Below are 21092 nucleotides of genomic sequence, written 5' to 3' on the forward strand. Positions count from 1 at the left end.
ATATTTATATTTTTCAGCTTCATGCTTCAGCCTATTCCCTGCGCACAGGAATAAAATAGCCCGCAAATAAAAGTATTTATAACTAAGTATGTATTACCCTGCTCTTAGGGAATAAAACATTTATTTGAAAAAAATCTCGATATTTGGCAAATCCCTGCCTTTTTTACAAAAAAAAAGACCCCTTACAAGGAGTCAAATTAATGAGTGTTATGAATACTTTGTGTGATTGCTATTAAAGATTCAATAAATATGGCACCTTCTGCGGCAGAAACTGAATAAATTTCTTCACTGTCCATTAACTTGAAATAAGTCTTGCCTTGCTCGTTCCAGACTTTCATCTTTACAGGGTCTTTTCCCTTTAAACTAAATTGAATATCATAGGATGGGCTGGCATCAATAACTGCTTCTGCAGGAATTGCCGAATTGATGGCATTTCTAGCCGTATTTTCCCACTTTGTATCTTTTACAATCGCAGTTTCAGTCGTATATGTTCCATCAGCAGAGAAGGATTTCTCAGTATCTGATAAAGCAATCGTTGTTTGGCTTATTATACTATTTCCGAGAATCTCTGAACTGCTGCTCCCTCTGGACATGGGATCCTCTGAAAATATAATGAAAGCGAACATCACACAAGCAGCCATAACTGCGGCGGCAGATAAAAGCCTAGGGAAAATAGGTTTCTTACTTTGAGGTTTTTCCTCGATGGCGCTTAATATTTTTTGCAAACTTTCCTGCTTTTGCTTTTGCGCCCGCGGAATACGTCTTAATTCTCGAAAGGAATTATCGGATCCGAATGAGCTCTTCATGGATTTCCCCCCTTTTCTGCAATTCTTTTTTTAGCGCTGCGAGTGCCCTGGAAGTGGTGATTTTCACTTTGTTTTCGCTCCAATTCAAAATTTCGGCCGTTTCCTTGATCGAAAACTCCTTTATTTTTCTCAAAATCAGCACTTCTTGGTAGCTTAATTTCAAATGGCGGATTGCTTCATATAAGAGTGTAACTTTCTCCCCCTTAATCATTATCTCTGTAGGAGTATCTTCATCTGATTGAAGCTGGAATTTTTCTATTGAGAAAAATTTGAATCTGCTTTTTTTGCGCAAATAATCAATGGCTACATTTCTTGATATACGGACAAGCCAGGTAAAGATCTGGGACTCCCCATTAAATTGATTCATATATTTGTAAGCTTTTATAAATGTGTCCTGTGTCAGATCTTCAGCCACTTCCTTATCATTTACGAGAAGAAATATGTATCCATAGATTCGATCACTGTACTCGCTGTATATATCTTCAAACACTTCTGCCGATATTCTCTCCATAGTGGCGCCACCTCGCATATTATTAGACGAATAAGAATCAGAAAAGAAACACTTTACCTTGGTTTGCTTAAATCTCTTAAAAGAAAACGATATTTCAAATCCCAATCTTTTATCCTATATTTCGAAACAATCTGATTAATTAGTATTAAATTTTGGGTGAATCTTAAAAAGTGCATTTTTACCTGTAACTTTTTTCACCCTCATTTTATCAGTAAAAATTAGATTAAGTTTCACTCCAGACTACCCATCTTTAAATTTAATTTTTTGAATTTCTGAAATGATATCCTTTAAATGCTTGACCTTATATATTTATTTTATCATTCTGTAAAATTACCGCCTCCCTCCTTTTCCTTATTTTTCCCAAGAAAAATCTCACATTATGTAAAAGCGATACTTTTAATCTATAAATATCCATAAAAAGTTCATTCTTTAAGCCTGTAACCATGAGTGGACTATGAAACCTTTTAGCTATTTTAATAATACTGCTGCAAAAAACTCTGTTTTTCGACAATATCCAGCCATTAATTTAGCTAAAGTACATGGTAACGGCAGGGTTTTCCATTTTTGGAAATACCCACAGGAGGTGATTATGTTCTGAGTTTTTAACAGCATTTTCTATTGAATTACCAAAACAAGGAGGGAATTACTTGAAAAGAAAAAGAAAAACAATTAATCGCTTTCTTTATGTGATGCTGACAGCTTTTCTGATTTTGCCGCTGATGTTGCCAAGCATGGGGTCAGCAGAAGGCAAAAGCTCTCCGCATACTTCAGTTAAGAAAGCTGCACCACAAACTGCAAAAAGCAAAATTAACAGCTCTCTGCTGAAACAATTTGATAAAGAAGATAAGGTAACATTTCTGATAAAATTCAAGGAACAGGCTGATGCTCAAGCAGCAGCCAAGAAGGCTGAAAAAGCGGCTGCAACCCAAAAGTTGACTGCTTCAAAATCAAAATACATGAAACGGTCTGCAGTACTTTCCTCTCTAAGATCTACAGCAATTGAAACTCAAAGCCATGTCACCGATTTCCTTCAAAAACAGGAAAAGGATGGCAAAGCAAAAGATGTTCAATCCTTCTATATTGTAAATGCAATCGCAGTAACAGCTACAAAGGACGTTATGGAGCAAATCGCAGTATTTCCTGAAGTTGAGAAAATTCTTCCAAATGAAACAAGACAGCTTCATAAGCCTGTAAAAGCGGCGGAAAAATCACTTAAAACACAAGCAGAAACCAGCTCGATCGAATGGAACATTGATCGTGTAGGAGCTCCTGCCGTATGGGAAATGGGAATTGACGGATCAGGTACAGTCGTTGCTTCCATTGATACAGGTGTTCAGTGGAACCACCCGGCATTAAAAGAAAAGTACCGGGGCTTTAACCCAGCACAGCCAGATTCCCCATCACATGAATACAACTGGTTTGATGCCACTGCCGGCCAGTCAGTTCCTTATGATGATCAGGGACACGGGACACATGTAACAGGTACAATGGTTGGATCCGAACCAAATGGTGCCAATCAAATCGGAGTTGCACCAGGTGCGAAATGGATCGCAGTAAAAGCCTTTACAGCAAACGGCGGAACTGATGTAGACCTTCTCGAAGCCGGTGAATGGATCCTTGCTCCAAAGGATGCTAATGGAAACCCTCATCCTGAGAAGGCTCCTGATGTGGTCAATAATTCTTGGGGCGGCGGGCCTGGATTGGATGAATGGTATCGCCCAATGGTGCAGGCATGGCGTGCAGCTGAAATTTTCCCTGAGTTCTCCGCAGGAAACACTACTATATTTAACCCAGGCGGACCTGGTTCAGTTGCTACACCAGCAAACTACCCGGAATCATTTGCTACTGGTGCAACTGATATAAACAACGGCTTAGCAAGCTTTTCACTGCAAGGGCCATCTCCATATCAGGAAGTAAAGCCTGATGTATCAGCACCTGGAGTTAACATACGTTCCTCAGTTCCAGGAAGCAATTATGAAGGCGGCTGGAACGGAACCTCTATGGCCGGGCCGCATGTTTCTGCAGTTGCAGCACTGCTTCGTCAAGTTGACTCAAGTCTGACAGTTGAAGAAATGGAGGAAATTCTTCTTACAACCTCTACTCCTTTGACAAATGGTACTTATCCTGAGACACCAAATAATGGTTTTGGTTACGGACTCGTCAATGCCTTCGATGCGGTTTCTTCCGTAATGACCGGCCTTGGTAAAATTAAAGGCCAGGTTGCAAAAGAAGGAGATGACTCCGAAGCTCCTCAAGCCAATCATGAAGCACCTCAGGAAACATATGCGGGAATGGATCTCTCACTTGAATTGACTGCATCCGATAATGTAAGCGTCACAAGAGTGGATCTCGAATACTTAAAAGCTGACGGCAGCTGGGCCGCGGTCGAGGCTACAAGAACAGCCGGAACCTATAAAGATGGTACTTACCAGGCAGTTATTCCTGGAGAAGACATCGCAGAACCAGCTGTAACATATAAATGGAAGGTTAATGATTTTGGCGGTAATCTAATTGAAACGGAATCCTATGAAGTGGCCGTAAAACCTGGAATCAGCATTGGCTATTCTCAGGACTTCGAATCACAGCCGTCCGGCTGGACTTCATATGGACCGGCAAACAGCTGGGAGTGGGGTGTCCCTACCTCAGGTCCCGGCAATGCCGCATCCGGCGAAAAAGTATATGCAACAAAACTTGACGGCAACTATGGAAATAGTGCAAACATGAACCTGCAGATGCCTCCTATTGATCTGCCGGAAGGAAATGCCTTCCTACAGTTCAAACAATGGCATGAACTGGAAAATAACTATGATTACGGTCATGTATTCGTTTCCACAGACATGGAAAACTGGGATCAGGTTCTTCGCGTTAACGGTACTACAACAAACTGGGTTAATGCAGAAGTTGATTTAAGTACTTATGCGGGACAAAGAATTTATGTAGCATTCAATGTGACTACAGATGGTTCTGTTCAAAAGCAAGGCTGGTATATCGATGATGTCCAATTATCTGATACTCCTGCTCAACCTGCAGGAAAAGCCACGCTTGGCATCAGCAAAGAAAAACCTTCCACAGAACTTAAGAAAGATAAAGTGAATCCTGATAAGATTGCTCCAAAGAAAGATGTCCCTGCAAAAGAGGATGATAAACAGCAGCAGCCAGCTCCAGTATTATTACCGCTTACAGCTGAAGTAAGTGTATTGGAATCTGGCAGGTCAGTATTCACAAATCCTCAAAACGGATCTTTTGAAATGACGCATGCTTCTGGTGATTTCACTGTCAAAGCAGAAGCATACGGATATCGTTCTCAAACACAAAATGTAAATATTCCACAGGATGGAGAAGCGACTGCTAACTTTGTCCTAGAAGAAATAGAAAAAGGAACTGTTACAGGTACTGTGACTAACGAAGCAACGGGTGAGCCTGTTGCGAATACTACTCTTCTTTTAGTAGAAGATGCAGCAGTACAGCCGGTAACAACTAATGAAGACGGTGAATATACACTTACAGCATATGAAGGAACGTACACTCTAAAAGCAATGGCACCTTCATACTATAGCGCCGAGAAGAGCATCACAATTGAAGGCGGTTCTTCTATAGAGCAAAATATTGAACTGAAGCCATTTATCGGATATCCGGGTGAAATTGGATACGATGATGGTACTGCTGAAAATGCACGTGCATTCTACGATGCCGGCAATGGCTGGGCAGTTAAGATGTCTCTGGCATCGGGCCATGACAGCGCAATGGTTACAGGCGGCTTATTCCGCTTCTGGGATACCAGCTGGCCGACTCCGGGCGGTACAGACTTCAAAGTGGAAGTATATGATGCAAGCGGACCGGATGGATCCCCAGGCAAGAAACTTGCAGGTCCATTTGAAGCTACAGCATTAAGAAACGGTGAATGGACACATGTAGATCTCAGTGACGAAGGAATCGTTGCAAACGGTGACTTCTATATGGTCTATATCCAATCTGCACCAAATCCTAATGCCCCTGGCCTTGGCACAGATGAGGATGGAAAGTATGCAGGGCGCAGTTGGCAGCTTGTAGGTGGAGCATGGTCACCGTCGCCTGAAGATGAAGGAAACTATATGATCCGCGCGACAGTGAACTATGAAGTTACAGCACCTGTCATTACTTCACCGGCGGATGGAACATTTACGAACCAGGGGAAAGTTACAATTGAAGGTACTTCCGCTCCAACAACGACTGTAAAAGTATTTAATAATGGAGATGAAGTTGCATCGGCTGAGAGCACAGACGAAGGCACATTCTCAGCAGAAGTTTCCCTAACTGAAGGGGAAAACACTCTTACTGCCAAAGCATCAACCGAGTCAGGGTCCACCGATGCCTCTGAGCCTGTAAAAGTAATATATGACAAAACAAAACCGGAACTGTCGATAACAAGCCCTGCAGACAAATCCAAAACAAATAAAGAAACAGTTACTGTTAAAGGAACCGTTTCTGACGATAACCTAGATTGGGTAAAAGTTAACGGTCAGGCAGCAAAGGTTACAGACGGTGAATACTCACTTCGCATCCTGCTGGATGAAGGGGAAAACACTATTACGGTAACTGCACAGGATAAAGCGAAAAACAGTGAAGAAAAAACAGTCACAGTCGATGCTAAATATACCGCTCCGTCCTTAGAAAATCTTCTACCTGCAGAAGATAAGGAGCTTAAAAAAGGCGAATCCGTAAAAATTGAATTTGATAGTGAACCAGGTTTAAAAGCGACGTTTGCCATCAGAATGCCTTTAACAAATGCTGGCGTCCTGCTAAATAACGCTACTGAGCTTCCAATGATGGAAACATCCCCTGGTCATTACGTCGGCTACTATACTGCCACTTCAAATGTAAAAGCACCTGGTGCCGAAATTGAAGTGAAAGTGACCGATGACTACGGCAATGAAACCCGTAAGACTGCAGAAGGCAAACTATGGATTAATGAAAAAAAGAAGGATAACAGCAGCACTAAAAAGAAGTAAATACCTGATGGAAAGGCAGGCCCATTTAATTGGGGCCTGCCTTTTTGCGATTATTTATTTAATAATGTTCTTTTTTCCTTTAATAAGGCATTAAACTCCTTATCTAATTGAGCATATTTGCTGTCACCCGGAGCTAGCAGACTGAGTTCACCAAGTACCGCATTGATGCGGTTATCAATAACCAGGATTTGCTCGTTTACAGAATCATGATCCTTTTCCTTTTCGGACCGTTCGGATTTCATAAGATACTCCTTTAGATTCATTTCAAATCTGGTAATTTTTTTATTTTCAAAAACAAGCAATCTTGTGCTCAGTTTCTCCAAAAAGTATAAGTCATGCGAAATAATAATGAGTGTTCCTGAAAATTCCTTGAGTGTTTTTTCCAATTGCTCCCTGCTCGGCAAATCCAAGTGATTAGTCGGTTCATCTAATATTAGGACGTCATATTCCTTTAAAAGCATGTCTGTGAGCTTTACCCTGATTCGTTCACCCATGCTAAGCTGTCCAATCGGCTGCTTCAGCTTCGCTTCCTTCATGCCCAGATTGGCTAAAAGAGTTCTTGCCTTGTAAATCTGCTCACGTTCGCTGAGGTCAAGTACTTCCATCGCGTTATTTGTTAACGGTAAATCATTAATATCCTGACTTAAATAGGCCATCTTTAAGGTGCTGCTGATCCAGAGTTCCCCATCAGAAGGTGATACCTCTTCGAACAGCATTCGGATTAATGTTGTCTTGCCAGACCCATCGGATCCAAGAATTCCTATTTTTTCCCCATGCTTTATATAAAACTGGCTATCCTTAAAAAGAGTCCGGTCTCCAAACCTTTTTGAGAGGTTTTTTGCTTCGATGATCCTCTTCCCTCTTTTCCCCGAGGAATCAAATTGAAAGTGAACTTTCGCCTCTTCTGCCGGCTTCTCTATTTTATTTTTATCCAACTCCTGCTGAAGCCTTTTCATTTTTGACTTAACCTGTTGATCCATCTTTTTGGCTTTCACCCTGTGATATTCTTTAAAGCCCATCTGCCTGTTCTCGGATGGGCTTCCGCCTTTAGTTGATTCCCTGTGAGCCTTTTCCGACCATTTCTTTAAATTGGCCATCTGATGTTCGATCCGCTCGATTTCTCTTTGCTGTACATTATATTGATGAAGCTGATCCTCATATTTTTTCTGTTTTTGCTCCCGATAGGCTGTGTAATTCCCGTTATACATGGTTAATATGCCATCCTGGAGCTCAAACATCCTGCCGACAGCCCTATCAAGGAAGTGACGGTCATGGGAAATGATCATGACAGGACCGCTGAATTGGCCAATTTCTCCAATTAGCCATTCGATTCCCTGTAAATCCAAATGATTGGTTGGTTCATCCAAAATCAGCATATCCGGTTTTGATGACCAAACCTTTGCTAATGAGAGCTTCAACCTTTCTCCCCCGCTTAAAGAATCAAGCCTTTCCGTTTTCCATTCATGGAGTTTTAAAAGTCCTAATCTGCTTGCCTGGCGGAAAAATTCTCCTTCCGGGCTTTGGTCTGGGGCATGAAGATCGCTCACAGAATAATCTGCTGACTGGTGAAGATAGGCAATTCTGTATGGCTCCTTCACTCGCTCGATACTTCCTTTGTCCGCCTGAATACTGCAAAATAAAATATTGGCCAATGTCGTTTTACCTGTGCCATTTAAGCCAACAAGACCAATGCGATCCTGCTGATAAATATCGAATTCCACATTCGAAAAAACCATTTTATCTCCGAATGACTTTTGCAGATCCCTGGCCATGATAACCGGTATATTATGATTACTGATTTTATTTGCACACATAAAAAAACCTCCCCATACCCGGAGAGGAATGTGCACCCATTATTGTAAATGGTGCAAACACAATAAAAAACGCGCGCCTAAATAAGATTCAATCTGCTTACAGACAAATAAGCAGAAACCAATTCCGATAAGGGATAACTATAAAAGGGCACACTAATCCTATGTTCTCCGGGATAAGCTTTTTAAATATAAAAAGATACCAGAAAAAATAAGATTATAACTTCATGCCCCTAAATCATCCTTTCAACCTGTTTAATTGTAGTATATAAGGTTCTGGCTTTTATTGTCAATAGGCTCATCTCAAGCAGCGAATACGCTTTTGCCCCGGAGACCTTTAATCAATTCGGATATGCTTATTGGTAAGCTCCTTGAGCATATTTAAAACCGTTGCTCTTTCCTCCAGATTAAAACCGCTTACCCATTCCGAAACAAGCCTATACTCATCTTGATGCATTTTCCGCTGAAGTCCGCCCTCCAATATGGAGTAAATTTCCCTCATAGTGTTTTCCCGATCCTGTGTTTTTAGTTCATCCATTTTGAAACCTCCCATTTCTTTTGCTGATTCTTTTATGCTAATTCCTTTCCCCATCTGGGATCTTTGGAAACACTGTTATGTATGCAGACAAAAGAAAAGCAGGTTCCCCTGCTTTTCTTTGTAATCTATTACCACTTAAAGCAAGAAGCACCTACGATGATCAATAGGATGAATAGAACCACAATTAGCGCAAATCCCCCGCCATATCCAGCACCACCGTATCCGCAGCCGCCATATCCGTAGCCATACATTATAAAATCCCCTCCCTTGCCAATTAAATCTGTCTGCTTATTTTATTAGTAGAATCCACCGTAACCCCAAGAAGCACCGATAATAATCAGTAAAATAAACAATACAACTAAGAGGGCGAAACCGCCGCCGTATCCACAACCGTCTGACATAGTCAATTACCTCCTTTGTTTGATTCAATATATCCTATTCATTTCACCCAGATTGTGCGATAGACGAATACACAGTTTTCTTCATAAAAAAGAAGCCTTCGGTGTGAAGGCTTCGAATTACCGTTGATATAAAGGCATTTTGCGGTTATTTCTCCAGATAAAAATAGGCAATTTTATTACTTCTTATGAGCGAGAGTGGCCTGGATGCCTTTAGCGGGCTGGATGGGTTCTTTTTCTTTGATTTCCTCAGTCAGCTGCTCCATGCTTTGACGTACGTTTCCTTTGCCTGAAAAGTTTTGGAGAAGCTCTTTCACGTCTATACCGGATGAAGCTTTCAGACTTTCCTGCATCGTGGACATCAGATTGGTGGCATAGCCAGTAACTTTATTGACACCGCCATTAGTGCTGTCACTCCCTGTATCAACCACAGTAATCTTATCAATATTCGATAACGGGCTTGCAAGCTGTTTGGCATATTCCGGAAGCATGTTAATGACCATATCCATCATAGCCGCCTGGCCATACTGTTCAAATGCCTCTGCGATTTTTCTCTTTGCCTCTGCTTCTGCCAAACCTTTTAGGCGAATGATTTCGGATTCAGATTCACCCTGAGCACGCTGAGAATCAGCCTTTGCCATCCCATCTGCCCTCACCCTTTCAGCTTCTGCACGTGCCTGTGATTCAATACGGTATTGGTTTGCATCTGCTTCGGCAATTTGCTTTTTCTTTTCCGCCTCTGCTGCCTGTTCAACAGCATACCTGTCTGCGTCTGCTTTTTTCTTCACTTCGGAATCATATTGACGTTCTCTTCTTAAGATTTCTTTTTCTTCCAGCTCAATTTGCTTTTCGCGTTCTATAATCCTGATTTGCATTTCATGCTCCGTAACTTCCTGCTTTGCTCTGGCTGTCTCAAGGTCATATGCCTGGTCTGCCCGAGCTTTGGCAATATCCTGTTCCCTTCGATAGTCAGCCATTTTCATTTGATTTTCTTTCTCGGCTTCAGCTATTTCAGTCGCCCTTTCAAGCTCTGCCTTTTGAGCATCCTTAGCTGCTTCTGCCCGTTTAATCCTGGTTTCCTTTTCTGCTTCAGCCGTGGCAATATCCGCATCCCTTTTAACCTGGGCTATTCTTGGCTTTCCCAGTGAATCAAGATATCCATTTTTGTCACGGACATCTTTAATTGTAAATGAAACGATGATCAAACCCATTTTGGCCAGATCCTGTGATGCTACCCTTTGTACCTCCTGAGAAAATTTATCCCTGTTTTTATAGATTTCTTCGACCGTCATAGATCCCAGAATCGACCGCAAATGTCCTTCAAGAACCTCTTTTGCTTCATTTTCCCGATCTTCCTTTGATTTTCCAAGGAACTGTTCCGCAGCAGTGGCAATTTCCCCAATACTCCCGCCGATTTTAATAATTGCAGTTCCATCTGCCATAACAGGAACTCCCTGTTCGGTGTATACTTCCGGAGTGGTAACCTCCAGTTTGCTTGACAGTAGGCTCAATGGCTCTGCCTGCTGAAAGACAGGAAGTACAAATGTTCCTCCGCCTCTGATTATTTTTATCTTATTTCCTGATTCGTCTACATGGACATTTTTACTTCCCAAATAACTGCCTGTTACGATTAATGCTTCATCCGGCCCGGCAGTCCGATATTTTGTAATAAACACACCAAGCAGAGCAATGAGCATAAATACTGAAATTCCAATAACAATCCAAACCATTAACATACTTTGTCCCCCTGTCTATAATCCTTTATAATCAATCACTCTAACAACTCCATTTGCCACTTCAACAATCAGCACTTTGCTTCCTTCTGCTATGACCGTATTTTCAAAGCTTGAAGCAGGCTTGGATATTCTTCCGCTTATATTTTCAATTAAAATCTCACCGAAACCATTTTCCGGTATAGATATTAATACTGTACCTACTCTCCCTCTTAAGGATTCATCTGTGTAAACGAGAGATTCTTCAGCAGAAGATAACGGAATAAGAACAAAGATATTCAGCAATATATCCAGCAAAACCGCAATAACAGCCGCTATCAATAGAATAACTGCATTATTAAGAGAGGTTGTCATTTCTAAGATATAGCCCGCAGCGGAGAGAAAAGTAATAAACGCCAGAATCAGTACTGGATTTAGAAAGCTTCCCTCTCCCATTCCGTCTGCCACATCCCCAAAAAACACATAAAAAATAATTAAAATACCTGAAAAGATGAGTGTGCTGAGATAAATTGTCTGAATAGGAAAACCAAATAGTTCCATAACATGCACCCTATCCATTTTTATAGTCAGGCTATCAATCCTTAGCCTCCTTCCTTTTTACTATTACAACTTAATACATATACGGACAAAGAACTGAATTTGTTTCATTTTTCTAGTATTTTCCCAAATTAATACTGTTGCTTCTTCAGCTTGTCTTATTTTCATCCTGTTTTAGTCATTTTCATTATTATTTCCGCATACCATATTTGAGGATTTAAAATCCTATTTAGGATTATATGGTGAAAAATGGTGGAATAAACTTATATATCTGGTTAGCGGAGGGATAGGAATTATGACAAGATCTGAATTGCATATGGAGAAGCCCAAGAGTAAATTTATGCTGGTGTCAATTGTCCTATTGGGATGTATAACTGCTACCTTTACAGCTTTATATTTTTATTCTCAAAGTCTCATAATTATTGAAGCCCCCAAAAAAGATCTGGGTGAGAAAATTATCATTCAGCTTCCTTCCGGAAAGAGTGTATTTACATATGAAAACCTTATTGTTGAAGAAGAAGGAAAACTATTTTATAAAGGAGAAAGAAATACCCTGGATTTGACTGGCGGTAAAATTGTTTATGAGGATTGGAAATGAACAGGGATCAAAACCCGGTAATCCACTGCAGTTGACAAAATGTTTTCACATCCTTTAAGATGAGCAAAAATGGCGAGGAGAAATGACTTTGAAGGTTATGAAGAATGTTTTTTTTACAGCTTTAGCTACAGTTATTTCATTTTTCGGCATTAAGAAAATAGCAAATAATGCACATAAGATAAAAAGAATTGGCCATCGGGGAGTTGCCGGCTACTGCCCGGAAAATACTTTTCCCTCGTATGACCGTGCAATCGAAATGGGAGCAGATTATCTGGAGATTGATGTACAATTAAGCAAGGATGGAAGGCTGGTGGTGATTCACGATTCCCTTGTAGACCGCACAACCGACCATAAAGGAAAAGTCTCTGACTTTACCTTTGATGAACTCAGAAAAATGGATGCCGGCAGCTGGTTTTCTACAAAATTCAGCGGTGCATGTATCCCTTCATTTGAAGAGGTCTTGGACAGATATGCGGATCGTGTCGGCCTTTTAGTTGAGTTGAAAAAACCATCCCTATATCCGGGCATTGAAAAGATGATCGCCGAGGAACTAAAAAAAAGAAAACTTGATTCAAAAGGTCAAGACCATATTATTGTGCAGTCATTTGATACAGCTTCAATGAAATTATTTCATGAACTGATGCCGGAAATCCCTGTCGCCATCTTAATCAACTATCCTCCTGACAAAATGGAGATCAAAAACATTGCCGAATATGCAAGCTACCTGAATCCTAAGTGGACCGTGGTTAATAAGCGCGTGATCGATCAAATTCATGCGAATGGTTTGAAAGCAATTGCCTGGACTGTGCGCTCAAAAAAAGAAGCAGATAAATTAAAGCATTATCCACTGGACGGAGTTGTAGCTGATTATTTAGACCTTATTGAATAGACAAAAAGGGTGCAGTCCGAGTCTGGTCTGTACCCCGTTTTTATAAAACTGCCTGTTTTCTTCCGGTATTTAGCAGTTTTAAGGTTTCCAAATCATTATCTGCCGGTAAAGCAAATGACTGTTGATAAGCTTCCGGGCCCTTTCCTGTAATAAAGATCCAATCATTCTTTTTAGCTTCAGTCCAAGCTTTCCGGATAGCCATTGTCCGGTCGGGGATCACTTCACCTTTACCATCTCCAAATTCTTCATTTAGAGAAATTAATTGGCTTAGCATTTCATTTTCACACTCATCGTTCAGGTCATCAGCGGTCAAATAGAATTTGTGGCAGTATTTTGCCGAGACTTTAATCATATCCACACGTTTTGATTGATCTCTTCCGCCCCTGAATCCATAAATTTGAATGATCCTTTCAGCCCCCTGCTGCTTCGCTGTGTCAAGGCAATATTCAAACGCATCCACTGTATGAGCATAATCCACGACAAATTTAGCTCCTGATGGATGGATAATCATTTCAAAACGCCCAGGTATACCCGGGAATGAAGCCAAAGCCTTAATAATATCTTCCGGGTCTATCCCCAAATCAATACCTGTCAAAAAAGCCATTGCTGCATTATAAACATTATGGTGGCCCGGAAGAGGAAATTCAACTTCAAAAGATTTCCCTCTCACCTTCAGAATAAAAACAGTCTTTCCATTTACAGCAATGTCTATTATTGAACAGCATTTCTCATCACCCAGCTTAATCAAAGGGATCTTTTCATTTTGCAAATGCTCTGCCATTTTTTCTCCCCATGAATTATAGAGGTTGACGACTCCTTTACCGTCTTTTTTTAACAAAGAAAAGATTTTCCTTTTGTCATAAAAATACTGATCCATGCTGTCATGATAATCCAGATGGTCATGGGCCAGATTAGTAAAAAGCCCGTAGTCTAATTCCAGACCTTCAGTTCTTGACTGTTCGAGCGCATGAGAAGAAATCTCCATAACGACAAACTCATCAAGACTTTTACTCAGCATTTTTTGAATTTGCAGGGCATCCGGTGTCGTGTTGCAGGTCTTATATTCCTTGTTATTAATAATGTTTGTTACTGTACCCAAGAGTGAGCAGGTCCTGCCTGCAGTCTCCAGTATATGCTTTAAAATATAGGCAGTGGTCGTTTTCCCATTAGTTCCTGTAATACCTATTATTTTATGCTTTCTTGATGGTCGATCATAGAAGCAGTTCGCCAGTTTCCCTAGACTGGTTCTGCTATCCTTTACTTTTATGTAAGGCACATTTAACTCAATTGCTTCTTCCCCCACTACAGCAGACGCTCCATTTTCAACGGCTTGTCCAATAAAATCATGTCCGTCTGCCTGAAAACCTTTAATTGCAACAAAAAGGCTTCCTTTCCCCACTTTGCGTGAATCCATTTCAATCCTTGTAATATCAGGATCGTTTGGCAGTTCACCCAACTCCCCGCTATCCTTTAGGCAATTAATAACCTTGGATAATTTCATATTTCTGTCTCCTTTAATGTTTAAACATCAAGTTATTTGGTGTATATATCTATATTCATTATCTTTTGTTTTCCCACATATACAGGAAATATGCCTACTTAAGGATAGAAATATCGGGGTAAACAGAATATCATCTAAATATACTAGAATTTAGGATAAATCTGGGTGAATAGCTTCTGAAAAATAAGCGATTCACCCTATTGAAATGTCAGCTTTATTGCGTTTCAAACTATAGATAACGGCCGCTTGGCAAATTGGGAAAGATACTGCACGTTCAATCGGCTATGCTGTGAAATGAGATAAGCATCCCTTGTAGCACCTGGCTTTCTAAGCGTGTTAAGCGCTCTTATCATCCCTGCTTCGCTTTCCATGCCTACTCCATGCCCAAAGAACATACCCCCGCCCAAATAAACAGAATTCTCACCTGTCCAAACTGGATGATCATAATCAGGGTTGTAAAAGTAAACTACATCACCAGGTATGAAATTTCGCCCTCTTTTTGTAACAATCGACAGATCATGATCATAGTTCCAATCCCATACAAGCAATCCCTGAAAAAGTGTATTGAAGCGGCTGACAGAAATGGAGTCCAATACAGCTTTATAAAAAATCAGCACAATGGCTGTTGTACATTCAAAAGCATATTCCCAGCTGTTCGTGAACACATCCATGATTGCATCGGAAGGTAAAACAGATGGATCAAGCAGGTATCCATATTTTGTCCTTCTCCATATGCGCGGATTGAAGCGTGATGTGTTAAAGGGTGCAAACTCCACACGGCTTCCATGAAGCTGCCTGGCTGCTTTGATAATATTCTCTCTCAAAAGAATATCAAATAGCAGTTCATGCAATGAATCATATTGATGAGTCTCAGGACTGCCGTCAAGTGCCTGATAAATTTCACGCTGAACTCCAAAAAAGCTGGATGGACCCGGTTTTTTTTGACTATTCGAAAGGATAATCATTGTCTTCCCCCCTTCAAATGAACTTATAGTAGCTTATGGTTTCTTTTGCTGGAGGGTTCCTCCGTTATTTTTCTTCCTGATTTGTCACAAGTATGTTATTTATTATCGGAAAATATCTTTTTTTCTGAAATATGCTTGCATTTCGATCTGGATTACTTGTACAATATTCCACATATTCTTAAGTTTCAGACTATACTTATTATTATTTTACATCAGGGGGATTTTTTCATGGCTACTTTTTTAGGTTCAATTGTGTTGCTCATTGTAGGTTATGCCGTTTATTCCAAAGTAGTAGAGCGTATCTTTGGCATAAATGACAGCAGTCCTACACCAGCATATACAGAGAAAGATGGGATGGATTATGTTCCGATGAGCTGGTGGAAAGGCAGCTTAATTCAACTCTTAAATATTGCAGGATTAGGTCCCATTTTCGGAGCAATTATGGGCGCATTATACGGACCGACAGCTTTTATCTGGATTGTAGTTGGCTGCATTTTTGCCGGGGGTGTTCATGATTATTTTTCCGGAATGCTTTCATTAAGGCATAAAGGGGAGCAGTTTCCAAACATTGTCGGCAGATATTTAGGAAAACCAGCCAAAACTTTCATAAATATATTTTCAATTCTTTTAATGATTTTAGTTGCCGCAGCATTTACTGCCGGTCCGGCACAGCTGATTTCAAGCATATCTCCATTAAGTTTTATGGCCTCATTGTTCATTATTTTTGGCTACTTTATCCTTGCAGCTGTACTGCCTGTAAACCGTATTATCGGAAAGATTTATCCTTTATTTGGAGCAATATTAATTTTTATGGCAGTCTCCATTGCATTCGCACTGCTTTTCAGTGAAAAATCCATACCGAATTTTACGTTGGCCAATCTTCATCCCGGTGAACTTCCAATCTGGCCATTACTGATGGTCACCGTTTCATGTGGAGCAATTTCAGGTTTTCATTCAACACAAAGTCCAATTATCTCACGCACATTAAAAAAGGAAAGTGACGGAAGAAAGGTTTTCTATGGCGCCATGATTGGCGAAGGAATTATTGCCTTAATCTGGGCCGCAGCTGGCATGACATTTTTCGGAGGGACTGGAGGGCTTCAAGATGCATTAGCTGCTGGCGGTCCAGCAGGAGTAGTTAATGAAATTTCCGGCAGCCTCCTTGGAACGTTAGGAGGAATCCTTGCTATACTAGGAGTAATCATCCTTCCGATTACCACCGGAGATACGGCCCTTCGTTCCTCAAGAATGATGCTTGCAGAATCGCTTTCATCAATATTGAAAATGGATGGGAAATGGAAGGTTGTCATCACCACTTTACCCGTGGCTATTCCAACTTTTTATCTCGCGACAATCGATTACTCATTTCTTTGGAGATATGTCGGATGGACAAACCAGGTTACAGCGGCGTTTATGCTTTGGACAGCCACTATGTATCTGTTGAAAAATAACAAATTCCATTGGATTTGCGGTGTTCCTGCATTGTTTATGACCGGTGTAGTTTCCACCTATATCTTCTATGCCCCTGAGGGCTTTCAAATGGACTATCAACTATCACTGACGATCGGATCAGTGATCACAGTCTTTATTACAAGCTGGTATGTTTATCAAATCGTCAAACAAAGGCAGCTGAGCAAGAATAACTCCAAACTAAAAGCTGCTTAAAACATAAAAATGCACCTCACACACGCGTGAAGGTGCATTTTTATATGCCTGATCCATATTGGTCCATTCTCTCTTCACTGCTCAGCTAATCCATATCTCAGAAGGTTTTGCTCTAATTTAAGAGGGTAATGAATATTAACAATTAAAGGAGGGTTTAACTATGGCGGATAAAAATAATTCAGAAAAAAATAATTCGATAGAACAAGAAAAAAAGAAAGAAAATAATAGAGATATCGAACCCCAAAGAGAGCCTGAAAAACCTCAGGAAGAAAACCGGAAATAAGGAGGATGACCAATATGGCTGACAAAAACATTCAGGATGGAAAGATGGATAACCCCGAACAATATAAAACCGAAAAAGAAAGTTTATTTGACAAGTATGAAAGCGAAAAGAATGTTGATCCTATTCCAATGGAAGACTTAAAAGAGGAGCAGGGAGAAGAAAAAAACGGATCAAACATAAAGAGCAGTTCATCCACAGAGGAAAAGTACAAAGCAGACTTTGAAACAATAAAAAAGAAAAAGCTGTTTGGCGATAAATATGACGATGGAACAAGAACATAAGAGATACACGGTGCTATGAAGGACCATGTATTACCCCCTGGCACCCAGAAGTGCCAGGTTTTTTTTTTAATATAGCTTTATTTTCTTATTAAAGTCTCTATAGTGGTTCAGATAATAATCTGCACCAGGCGTTTCATTCTGAAAAAGGCAGGTTCTGATTCCAAGTTTCTTTGCAGGCAGAATGTCTATTTCCCTGTCCCCTATTGCTAAATCAAGCTTATGCTTTTCATGCAAGTATTCATAAGAAGCTGTGTGAGGCTTACGAGGATAGCCATCGTCCCCTGCTACCATATCAGTAAAGTATCCATCTAATTTATGGAAGGCTAATATAGAAAGAACATCATCTCTCTCCTTGTGAGTCATGATCACATTCTTTTCAGCCTGTTTTAAAACTTCATACACACCAGGAAAAGGATTTAATTCATTTGGACGCAATTGTCTCGCACTCATCCTGATTGTTCTTATTTGTTCCTCATTTAATTTGAAGTGATGAAAGGCATGACTGAAAGATTCCTTTAGATGACAAAAAATCTCTTCATCGGAAACCTTTTTATCACCCATAACTTCTCTTACGATCGCTGTATAAGCAGGATATGTATCAATTAAAGTGCCATCAAAATCCCATAGTATATTCACAAGGCAAAGCTCCCTTCTTTTTTATTTTTATCCCCTAATATTAGTTAATATACGTCCTGCCAATCTATTAAACTGCTTTTCCATTGTAATTAAATAACTTTGACAAACATATAGCACAATGCTAATTTAATAGCTATAAGACAAAAAACATAGCCCTGAGAATAAGGGGAAAATGTTAAAGGATGAATAAGAATGAACAAAGAAATTATTAAGTTAATCAGAAAGAGCTATAACATGACACAGCGTGATTTCGCAAGAGTTGTCAGCTGCAGCTTCTCTTTGATCGCTCTGGTTGAAGTGGGTAAGAGAAGGGTAACATCTGATTTGGAGAACAAGATCAAAATTGCTTTTGACCTCGATGAACAGCAGATGCAGTCACTTTCTTCCCTTGTATCGGAAATCAGCAAAGTACCCCCTTTCATGTAAAACAGAGTGCGGCTGTTTTAAAACCTCTCTTCTAAGAAATGCCGACTACAAAGCAGCAGCCCGCAATTAATATAGGCATATGCCGTGTCTCTCCGCCCATTTGTGCATACATTATACGGAGTTATTGGATTTTTGCATAAAAGGAGAGTGCCCAATGTACCCATATGGCTATTATCAAGGTTATCTTCCTCAGCCAGCAGCCCACTTCACCCCAGAATATGAAATTCAGCAGTACGAACAATATGATACAGACAGACAGCCCCAGCAGCTCGAAAGAAGGGTTACTGCTTTGGAAAGACAAAATCAGGATCAATCCAGAGAGATTACCCGCCTTAACAGGCAGCTGGTCAATTTGACTGACCAGGTCAGGATGCTTAATCAGACCGTTGACCGCCATACACGAAGGCTTAATCGTTTGAACCAAAGACTAAGAACTGTTGAAAATAGACTTAACATCCCTTTTACTCCATTTGATGGGGAATTCTAAGGAAGTATTTTGCCTCGGAGTATTGAATGCCAAATTTGCCCCAATCTCATATTGATTGGGGCTTTGATTTGTATAATAAGTTTTATCGAGAGGGTTTTCATATCTTTTAGGGTCAAAGGTTTGGACAACATTAGAGAACATTGGGATATAGGAGACTTCAGGGTCAGAATCAAACTGCCATATTCACAGATTTTCTGTCTGAAGTTCCTCAAGCTTCAAACTCAAACCTCCTTATCTACAGGATTTCTGACCGAAGTACCTCAGCAGGCTTAATCTTCACCGTTCAAAGCGGCCTTTTTCACTTTAACCTGGCCAGGCGCTCGTACACTTCTTTTAAATTTGAGCATCCTAAATTGTGAACTTTCTCGATCAGGCAGCACCAAAGGAGAGCTGTCAGCTTTGCATCTCCCAGCGCGTGATGGCGGTCCTTTACAGGGATGTTATAAAACTCACACATATCTTCTAATTTCCATATTACTTTATTGTGATCAGTTATCCTATAAAGGAAGGAAGTATCTAATATCCTGTGCTTGAATGGCGTACGAAAAAGCTTCCAGCTGCTATACTGCATAAAGTTTTTCTCGTGATTCGCATGATGGGCAACAAGCGGCATCCCTTTTACAAATTCAAGAAAGCTAATAAATACTTCCGGAAGGGGTGGAGCTTTTTCTAATTCAGCCTCTGTTAAACCTGTCAGCTCCTTTATATCACCAGGAAGAGCCTTATCAAGCTGAACAAGTGAATAAAAGCTGTCTTCACTGATTTTCCCGCTACTAATTTTCACTGCACCAATTGAAATAATTTGATCCCCTTTATCCGGATAAAATCCAGTTGTCTCAATATCAAACACAGCCACATTCAAATTTCTTAAGGGAACAGACATTGAATCAGCATACTGCAGCTCCCTCTGCATTTGTCTGATAAATGCTACATGATTCGGATTTTGGCCATTTATTCCACCTAACACACTAGTCTGAAGTTTGCCCTGTATACCCCGGACAAATTGGATAAAAGGATTGAATCTCATTAGCCTGCACCCTTTTTAATGGACTTAATCACCAAGAGATGCAGTTTTTTGGCATCCTTTAAGATATCTTTCAGTTCATTACGTTCTGATATTGTTAACGTTTTAGGCTGAATGTAATGAGTATCTTCATAAGTATCTGATTCCCTGTATGAGCGAAGTCTCCATTTTAACAAAACTGCAAAATTCTTTTGATATTTCCAAATTCCCTCATAGCCACTAATTTTCATAATTTTATTCAGCCGGGCAATAGTTGAAGTGTCCTGGATTCCTTCCTTTAGAGCAAGAATTCTAACAGCATTTACATAAGGAATAAATGCAGAATATTTTAGATCCAACTCCCCTTGATGCCTTCCCTTTTCTTCAGCCAGAAGCTGCCCAAATGGACCTACTGATTTTTTCAAATGCATGCTGGTCTCTACCATTCTGGTCAGCAGATGAGGGGTTTTTTTGAAATTCCCGTAAATAATGGATTTCAATTCAGCTATATACTTTTCCTCGCCTGCCAACACTCTGCTGTCATAAAAAATATGGAGATTCCTCATCGTCTGGAGACTCTCCTCATTCATCCATGAATGGATTTGTTCTTTCCATTGAGAAAGTGATTTGCACCATAGCGGATTAGAACTCATGACATTTCCTTGGCAATATGGATAGCCCACCGCCTGTAAACCTTTGGAAATTTCCTTCCCAAGTTCTAAAAAATATGCTTCAGCTTCAGCAGCCCCTGGTTCAAACACCAATCCATGATCCTGGTCACTCAGAAAGCCCAGCTCCCTTCTTCCTGAACTTCCCATTGTGAACCAGGCAAATTTCCATGAGGATGGCCTTGCAGTTTTGATTCTCTCCTGAGCAATGCGAACAACAGATTTCATAATCATGTCGTGAAATTCATTCAAATCGCTGACATTTGAACGGTATGTTAAAATCTTCTCCTCTTTCCACTTTTTTAGGGATTGGTATGAATTCAATGATGTTTCCATCCTGGCACTTCCTTTAAGAATGCTCGAGCCTT

Annotated in this window: 21 protein-coding genes; 8 read left to right on the plus strand and 13 right to left on the minus strand. The window is 40.4% G+C overall.

Annotation, left to right across the window (positions count from 1 at the left end):
* Positions 1–197: 197 nt before the first annotated feature.
* The gene (locus M3205_RS12795; protein WP_251170272.1) at positions 198–806 is read right to left on the minus strand and encodes a hypothetical protein; all 609 of its coding nucleotides are present in this window, start codon (positions 804–806) and stop codon (positions 198–200) included.
* Positions 781–1317, minus strand: coding sequence for an RNA polymerase sigma factor (locus tag M3205_RS12800; protein ID WP_251170273.1), 537 nt, complete (start codon positions 1315–1317; stop codon positions 781–783). Before M3205_RS12800 ends, M3205_RS12795 begins: the two co-directional genes overlap by 26 nt.
* Positions 1318–2006: 689 nt before the next feature.
* On the opposite strand from M3205_RS12800, the gene M3205_RS12805 reads away from it, so the two are divergent.
* Positions 2007–6305: a S8 family peptidase gene (locus tag M3205_RS12805; protein WP_251170313.1), complete on the plus strand. Its 4299-nt coding sequence runs from the start codon at positions 2007–2009 to the stop codon at positions 6303–6305.
* A 50-nt stretch (positions 6306–6355) separates the two neighbouring features.
* On the opposite strand, the gene abc-f is transcribed toward M3205_RS12805, so the two are convergent.
* The 6 genes from abc-f to M3205_RS12835 form a co-directional block, all read right to left on the minus strand.
* Positions 6356–8119: a ribosomal protection-like ABC-F family protein gene (gene abc-f, locus M3205_RS12810; protein ID WP_251170274.1), complete on the minus strand. Its 1764-nt coding sequence runs from the start codon at positions 8117–8119 to the stop codon at positions 6356–6358.
* A gap of 334 nt (positions 8120–8453) precedes the next feature.
* The gene (locus M3205_RS12815) at positions 8454–8654 is read right to left on the minus strand and encodes a hypothetical protein (protein WP_251170275.1); all 201 of its coding nucleotides are present in this window, start codon (positions 8652–8654) and stop codon (positions 8454–8456) included.
* Positions 8655–8782: 128 nt separating this feature from the next.
* Positions 8783–8905 carry a YjcZ family sporulation protein gene (locus M3205_RS12820; protein ID WP_076256871.1) on the minus strand — a complete coding sequence of 41 codons (123 nt, stop codon included), beginning with the start codon at positions 8903–8905 and terminating at the stop codon, positions 8783–8785.
* A gap of 45 nt (positions 8906–8950) precedes the next feature.
* Positions 8951–9055 carry a YjcZ family sporulation protein gene (locus M3205_RS12825; RefSeq protein WP_076256869.1) on the minus strand — a complete coding sequence of 35 codons (105 nt, stop codon included), beginning with the start codon at positions 9053–9055 and terminating at the stop codon, positions 8951–8953.
* A gap of 176 nt (positions 9056–9231) precedes the next feature.
* Entirely contained in the window at positions 9232–10788 is a 1557-nt protein-coding gene (locus tag M3205_RS12830) for a flotillin family protein (protein WP_251170276.1), read from the minus strand.
* A gap of 15 nt (positions 10789–10803) precedes the next feature.
* The gene (locus tag M3205_RS12835; RefSeq protein WP_251170314.1) at positions 10804–11325 is read right to left on the minus strand and encodes a hypothetical protein; all 522 of its coding nucleotides are present in this window, start codon (positions 11323–11325) and stop codon (positions 10804–10806) included.
* 292 nt (positions 11326–11617) lie between these two features.
* Here M3205_RS12835 and M3205_RS12840 point away from each other — a divergent pair, with 292 nt between their 5' ends.
* Together M3205_RS12840 and M3205_RS12845 are read left to right on the plus strand one after the other, a co-directional pair.
* Positions 11618–11920 (plus strand): hypothetical protein, encoded by a 303-nt coding sequence (locus M3205_RS12840; RefSeq protein WP_251170277.1) that lies wholly within the window; start codon positions 11618–11620, stop codon positions 11918–11920.
* Positions 11921–12002: 82 nt separating this feature from the next.
* Complete coding sequence (locus tag M3205_RS12845; protein ID WP_251170278.1) at positions 12003–12809, plus strand: glycerophosphodiester phosphodiesterase; 807 nt, start codon at positions 12003–12005, stop codon at positions 12807–12809.
* Between the two features lie 40 nt (positions 12810–12849).
* Here M3205_RS12845 and M3205_RS12850 read toward each other — a convergent pair whose 3' ends face one another.
* Together M3205_RS12850 and M3205_RS12855 are read right to left on the minus strand one after the other, a co-directional pair.
* Positions 12850–14310, minus strand: a complete 1461-nt coding sequence (locus tag M3205_RS12850; protein WP_251170279.1) for a UDP-N-acetylmuramoyl-L-alanyl-D-glutamate--2,6-diaminopimelate ligase — start codon at positions 14308–14310, stop codon at positions 12850–12852.
* 224 nt (positions 14311–14534) lie between these two features.
* A complete protein-coding gene (locus tag M3205_RS12855) occupies positions 14535–15275 on the minus strand; it encodes a protein-glutamine gamma-glutamyltransferase (protein WP_251170280.1) in 741 nt (246 codons plus the stop codon).
* Between the two features lie 228 nt (positions 15276–15503).
* Here M3205_RS12855 and M3205_RS12860 point away from each other — a divergent pair, with 228 nt between their 5' ends.
* The 3 genes from M3205_RS12860 to M3205_RS12870 all read left to right on the plus strand — a co-directional run bounded on the left by M3205_RS12860 (position 15504) and on the right by M3205_RS12870 (position 17504).
* Positions 15504–16940: a carbon starvation CstA family protein gene (locus tag M3205_RS12860; protein ID WP_251170281.1), complete on the plus strand. Its 1437-nt coding sequence runs from the start codon at positions 15504–15506 to the stop codon at positions 16938–16940.
* A 160-nt stretch (positions 16941–17100) separates the two neighbouring features.
* On the plus strand, positions 17101–17223 hold the full coding sequence (locus M3205_RS12865; protein WP_251170282.1) for a 3-methyladenine DNA glycosylase: 123 nt from the start codon (positions 17101–17103) through the stop codon (positions 17221–17223).
* A 14-nt stretch (positions 17224–17237) separates the two neighbouring features.
* Positions 17238–17504 carry a hypothetical protein gene (locus M3205_RS12870; RefSeq protein ID WP_251170283.1) on the plus strand — a complete coding sequence of 89 codons (267 nt, stop codon included), beginning with the start codon at positions 17238–17240 and terminating at the stop codon, positions 17502–17504.
* Positions 17505–17570: 66 nt separating this feature from the next.
* Here the strand turns inward: M3205_RS12870 and M3205_RS12875 are convergent, their stop codons facing one another.
* Positions 17571–18140 carry an HAD-IA family hydrolase gene (locus tag M3205_RS12875; protein ID WP_251170284.1) on the minus strand — a complete coding sequence of 190 codons (570 nt, stop codon included), beginning with the start codon at positions 18138–18140 and terminating at the stop codon, positions 17571–17573.
* Positions 18141–18332: 192 nt separating this feature from the next.
* Between M3205_RS12875 and M3205_RS12880 the strand changes: the two genes are divergently transcribed.
* Together M3205_RS12880 and M3205_RS12885 are read left to right on the plus strand one after the other, a co-directional pair.
* On the plus strand, positions 18333–18566 hold the full coding sequence (locus tag M3205_RS12880) for a helix-turn-helix domain-containing protein (protein WP_251170285.1): 234 nt from the start codon (positions 18333–18335) through the stop codon (positions 18564–18566).
* Between the two features lie 154 nt (positions 18567–18720).
* On the plus strand, positions 18721–19053 hold the full coding sequence (locus tag M3205_RS12885) for a hypothetical protein (protein WP_251170286.1): 333 nt from the start codon (positions 18721–18723) through the stop codon (positions 19051–19053).
* Positions 19054–19351: 298 nt separating this feature from the next.
* On the opposite strand, the gene M3205_RS12890 is transcribed toward M3205_RS12885, so the two are convergent.
* Both M3205_RS12890 and M3205_RS12895 read right to left on the minus strand, forming a co-directional pair.
* The gene (locus M3205_RS12890; RefSeq protein WP_251170287.1) at positions 19352–20080 is read right to left on the minus strand and encodes an exonuclease domain-containing protein; all 729 of its coding nucleotides are present in this window, start codon (positions 20078–20080) and stop codon (positions 19352–19354) included.
* Positions 20080–21060 (minus strand): DUF294 nucleotidyltransferase-like domain-containing protein, encoded by a 981-nt coding sequence (locus M3205_RS12895; protein ID WP_251170288.1) that lies wholly within the window; start codon positions 21058–21060, stop codon positions 20080–20082. Before M3205_RS12895 ends, M3205_RS12890 begins: the two co-directional genes overlap by 1 nt.
* Positions 21061–21092 lie beyond the last annotated feature (32 nt).

The sequence above is a fragment of the Cytobacillus firmus genome (genome assembly GCF_023715565.1).
GTDB classification, from domain to species: Bacteria; Bacillota; Bacilli; order Bacillales; family Cytobacillaceae; genus Cytobacillus; species Cytobacillus firmus_C.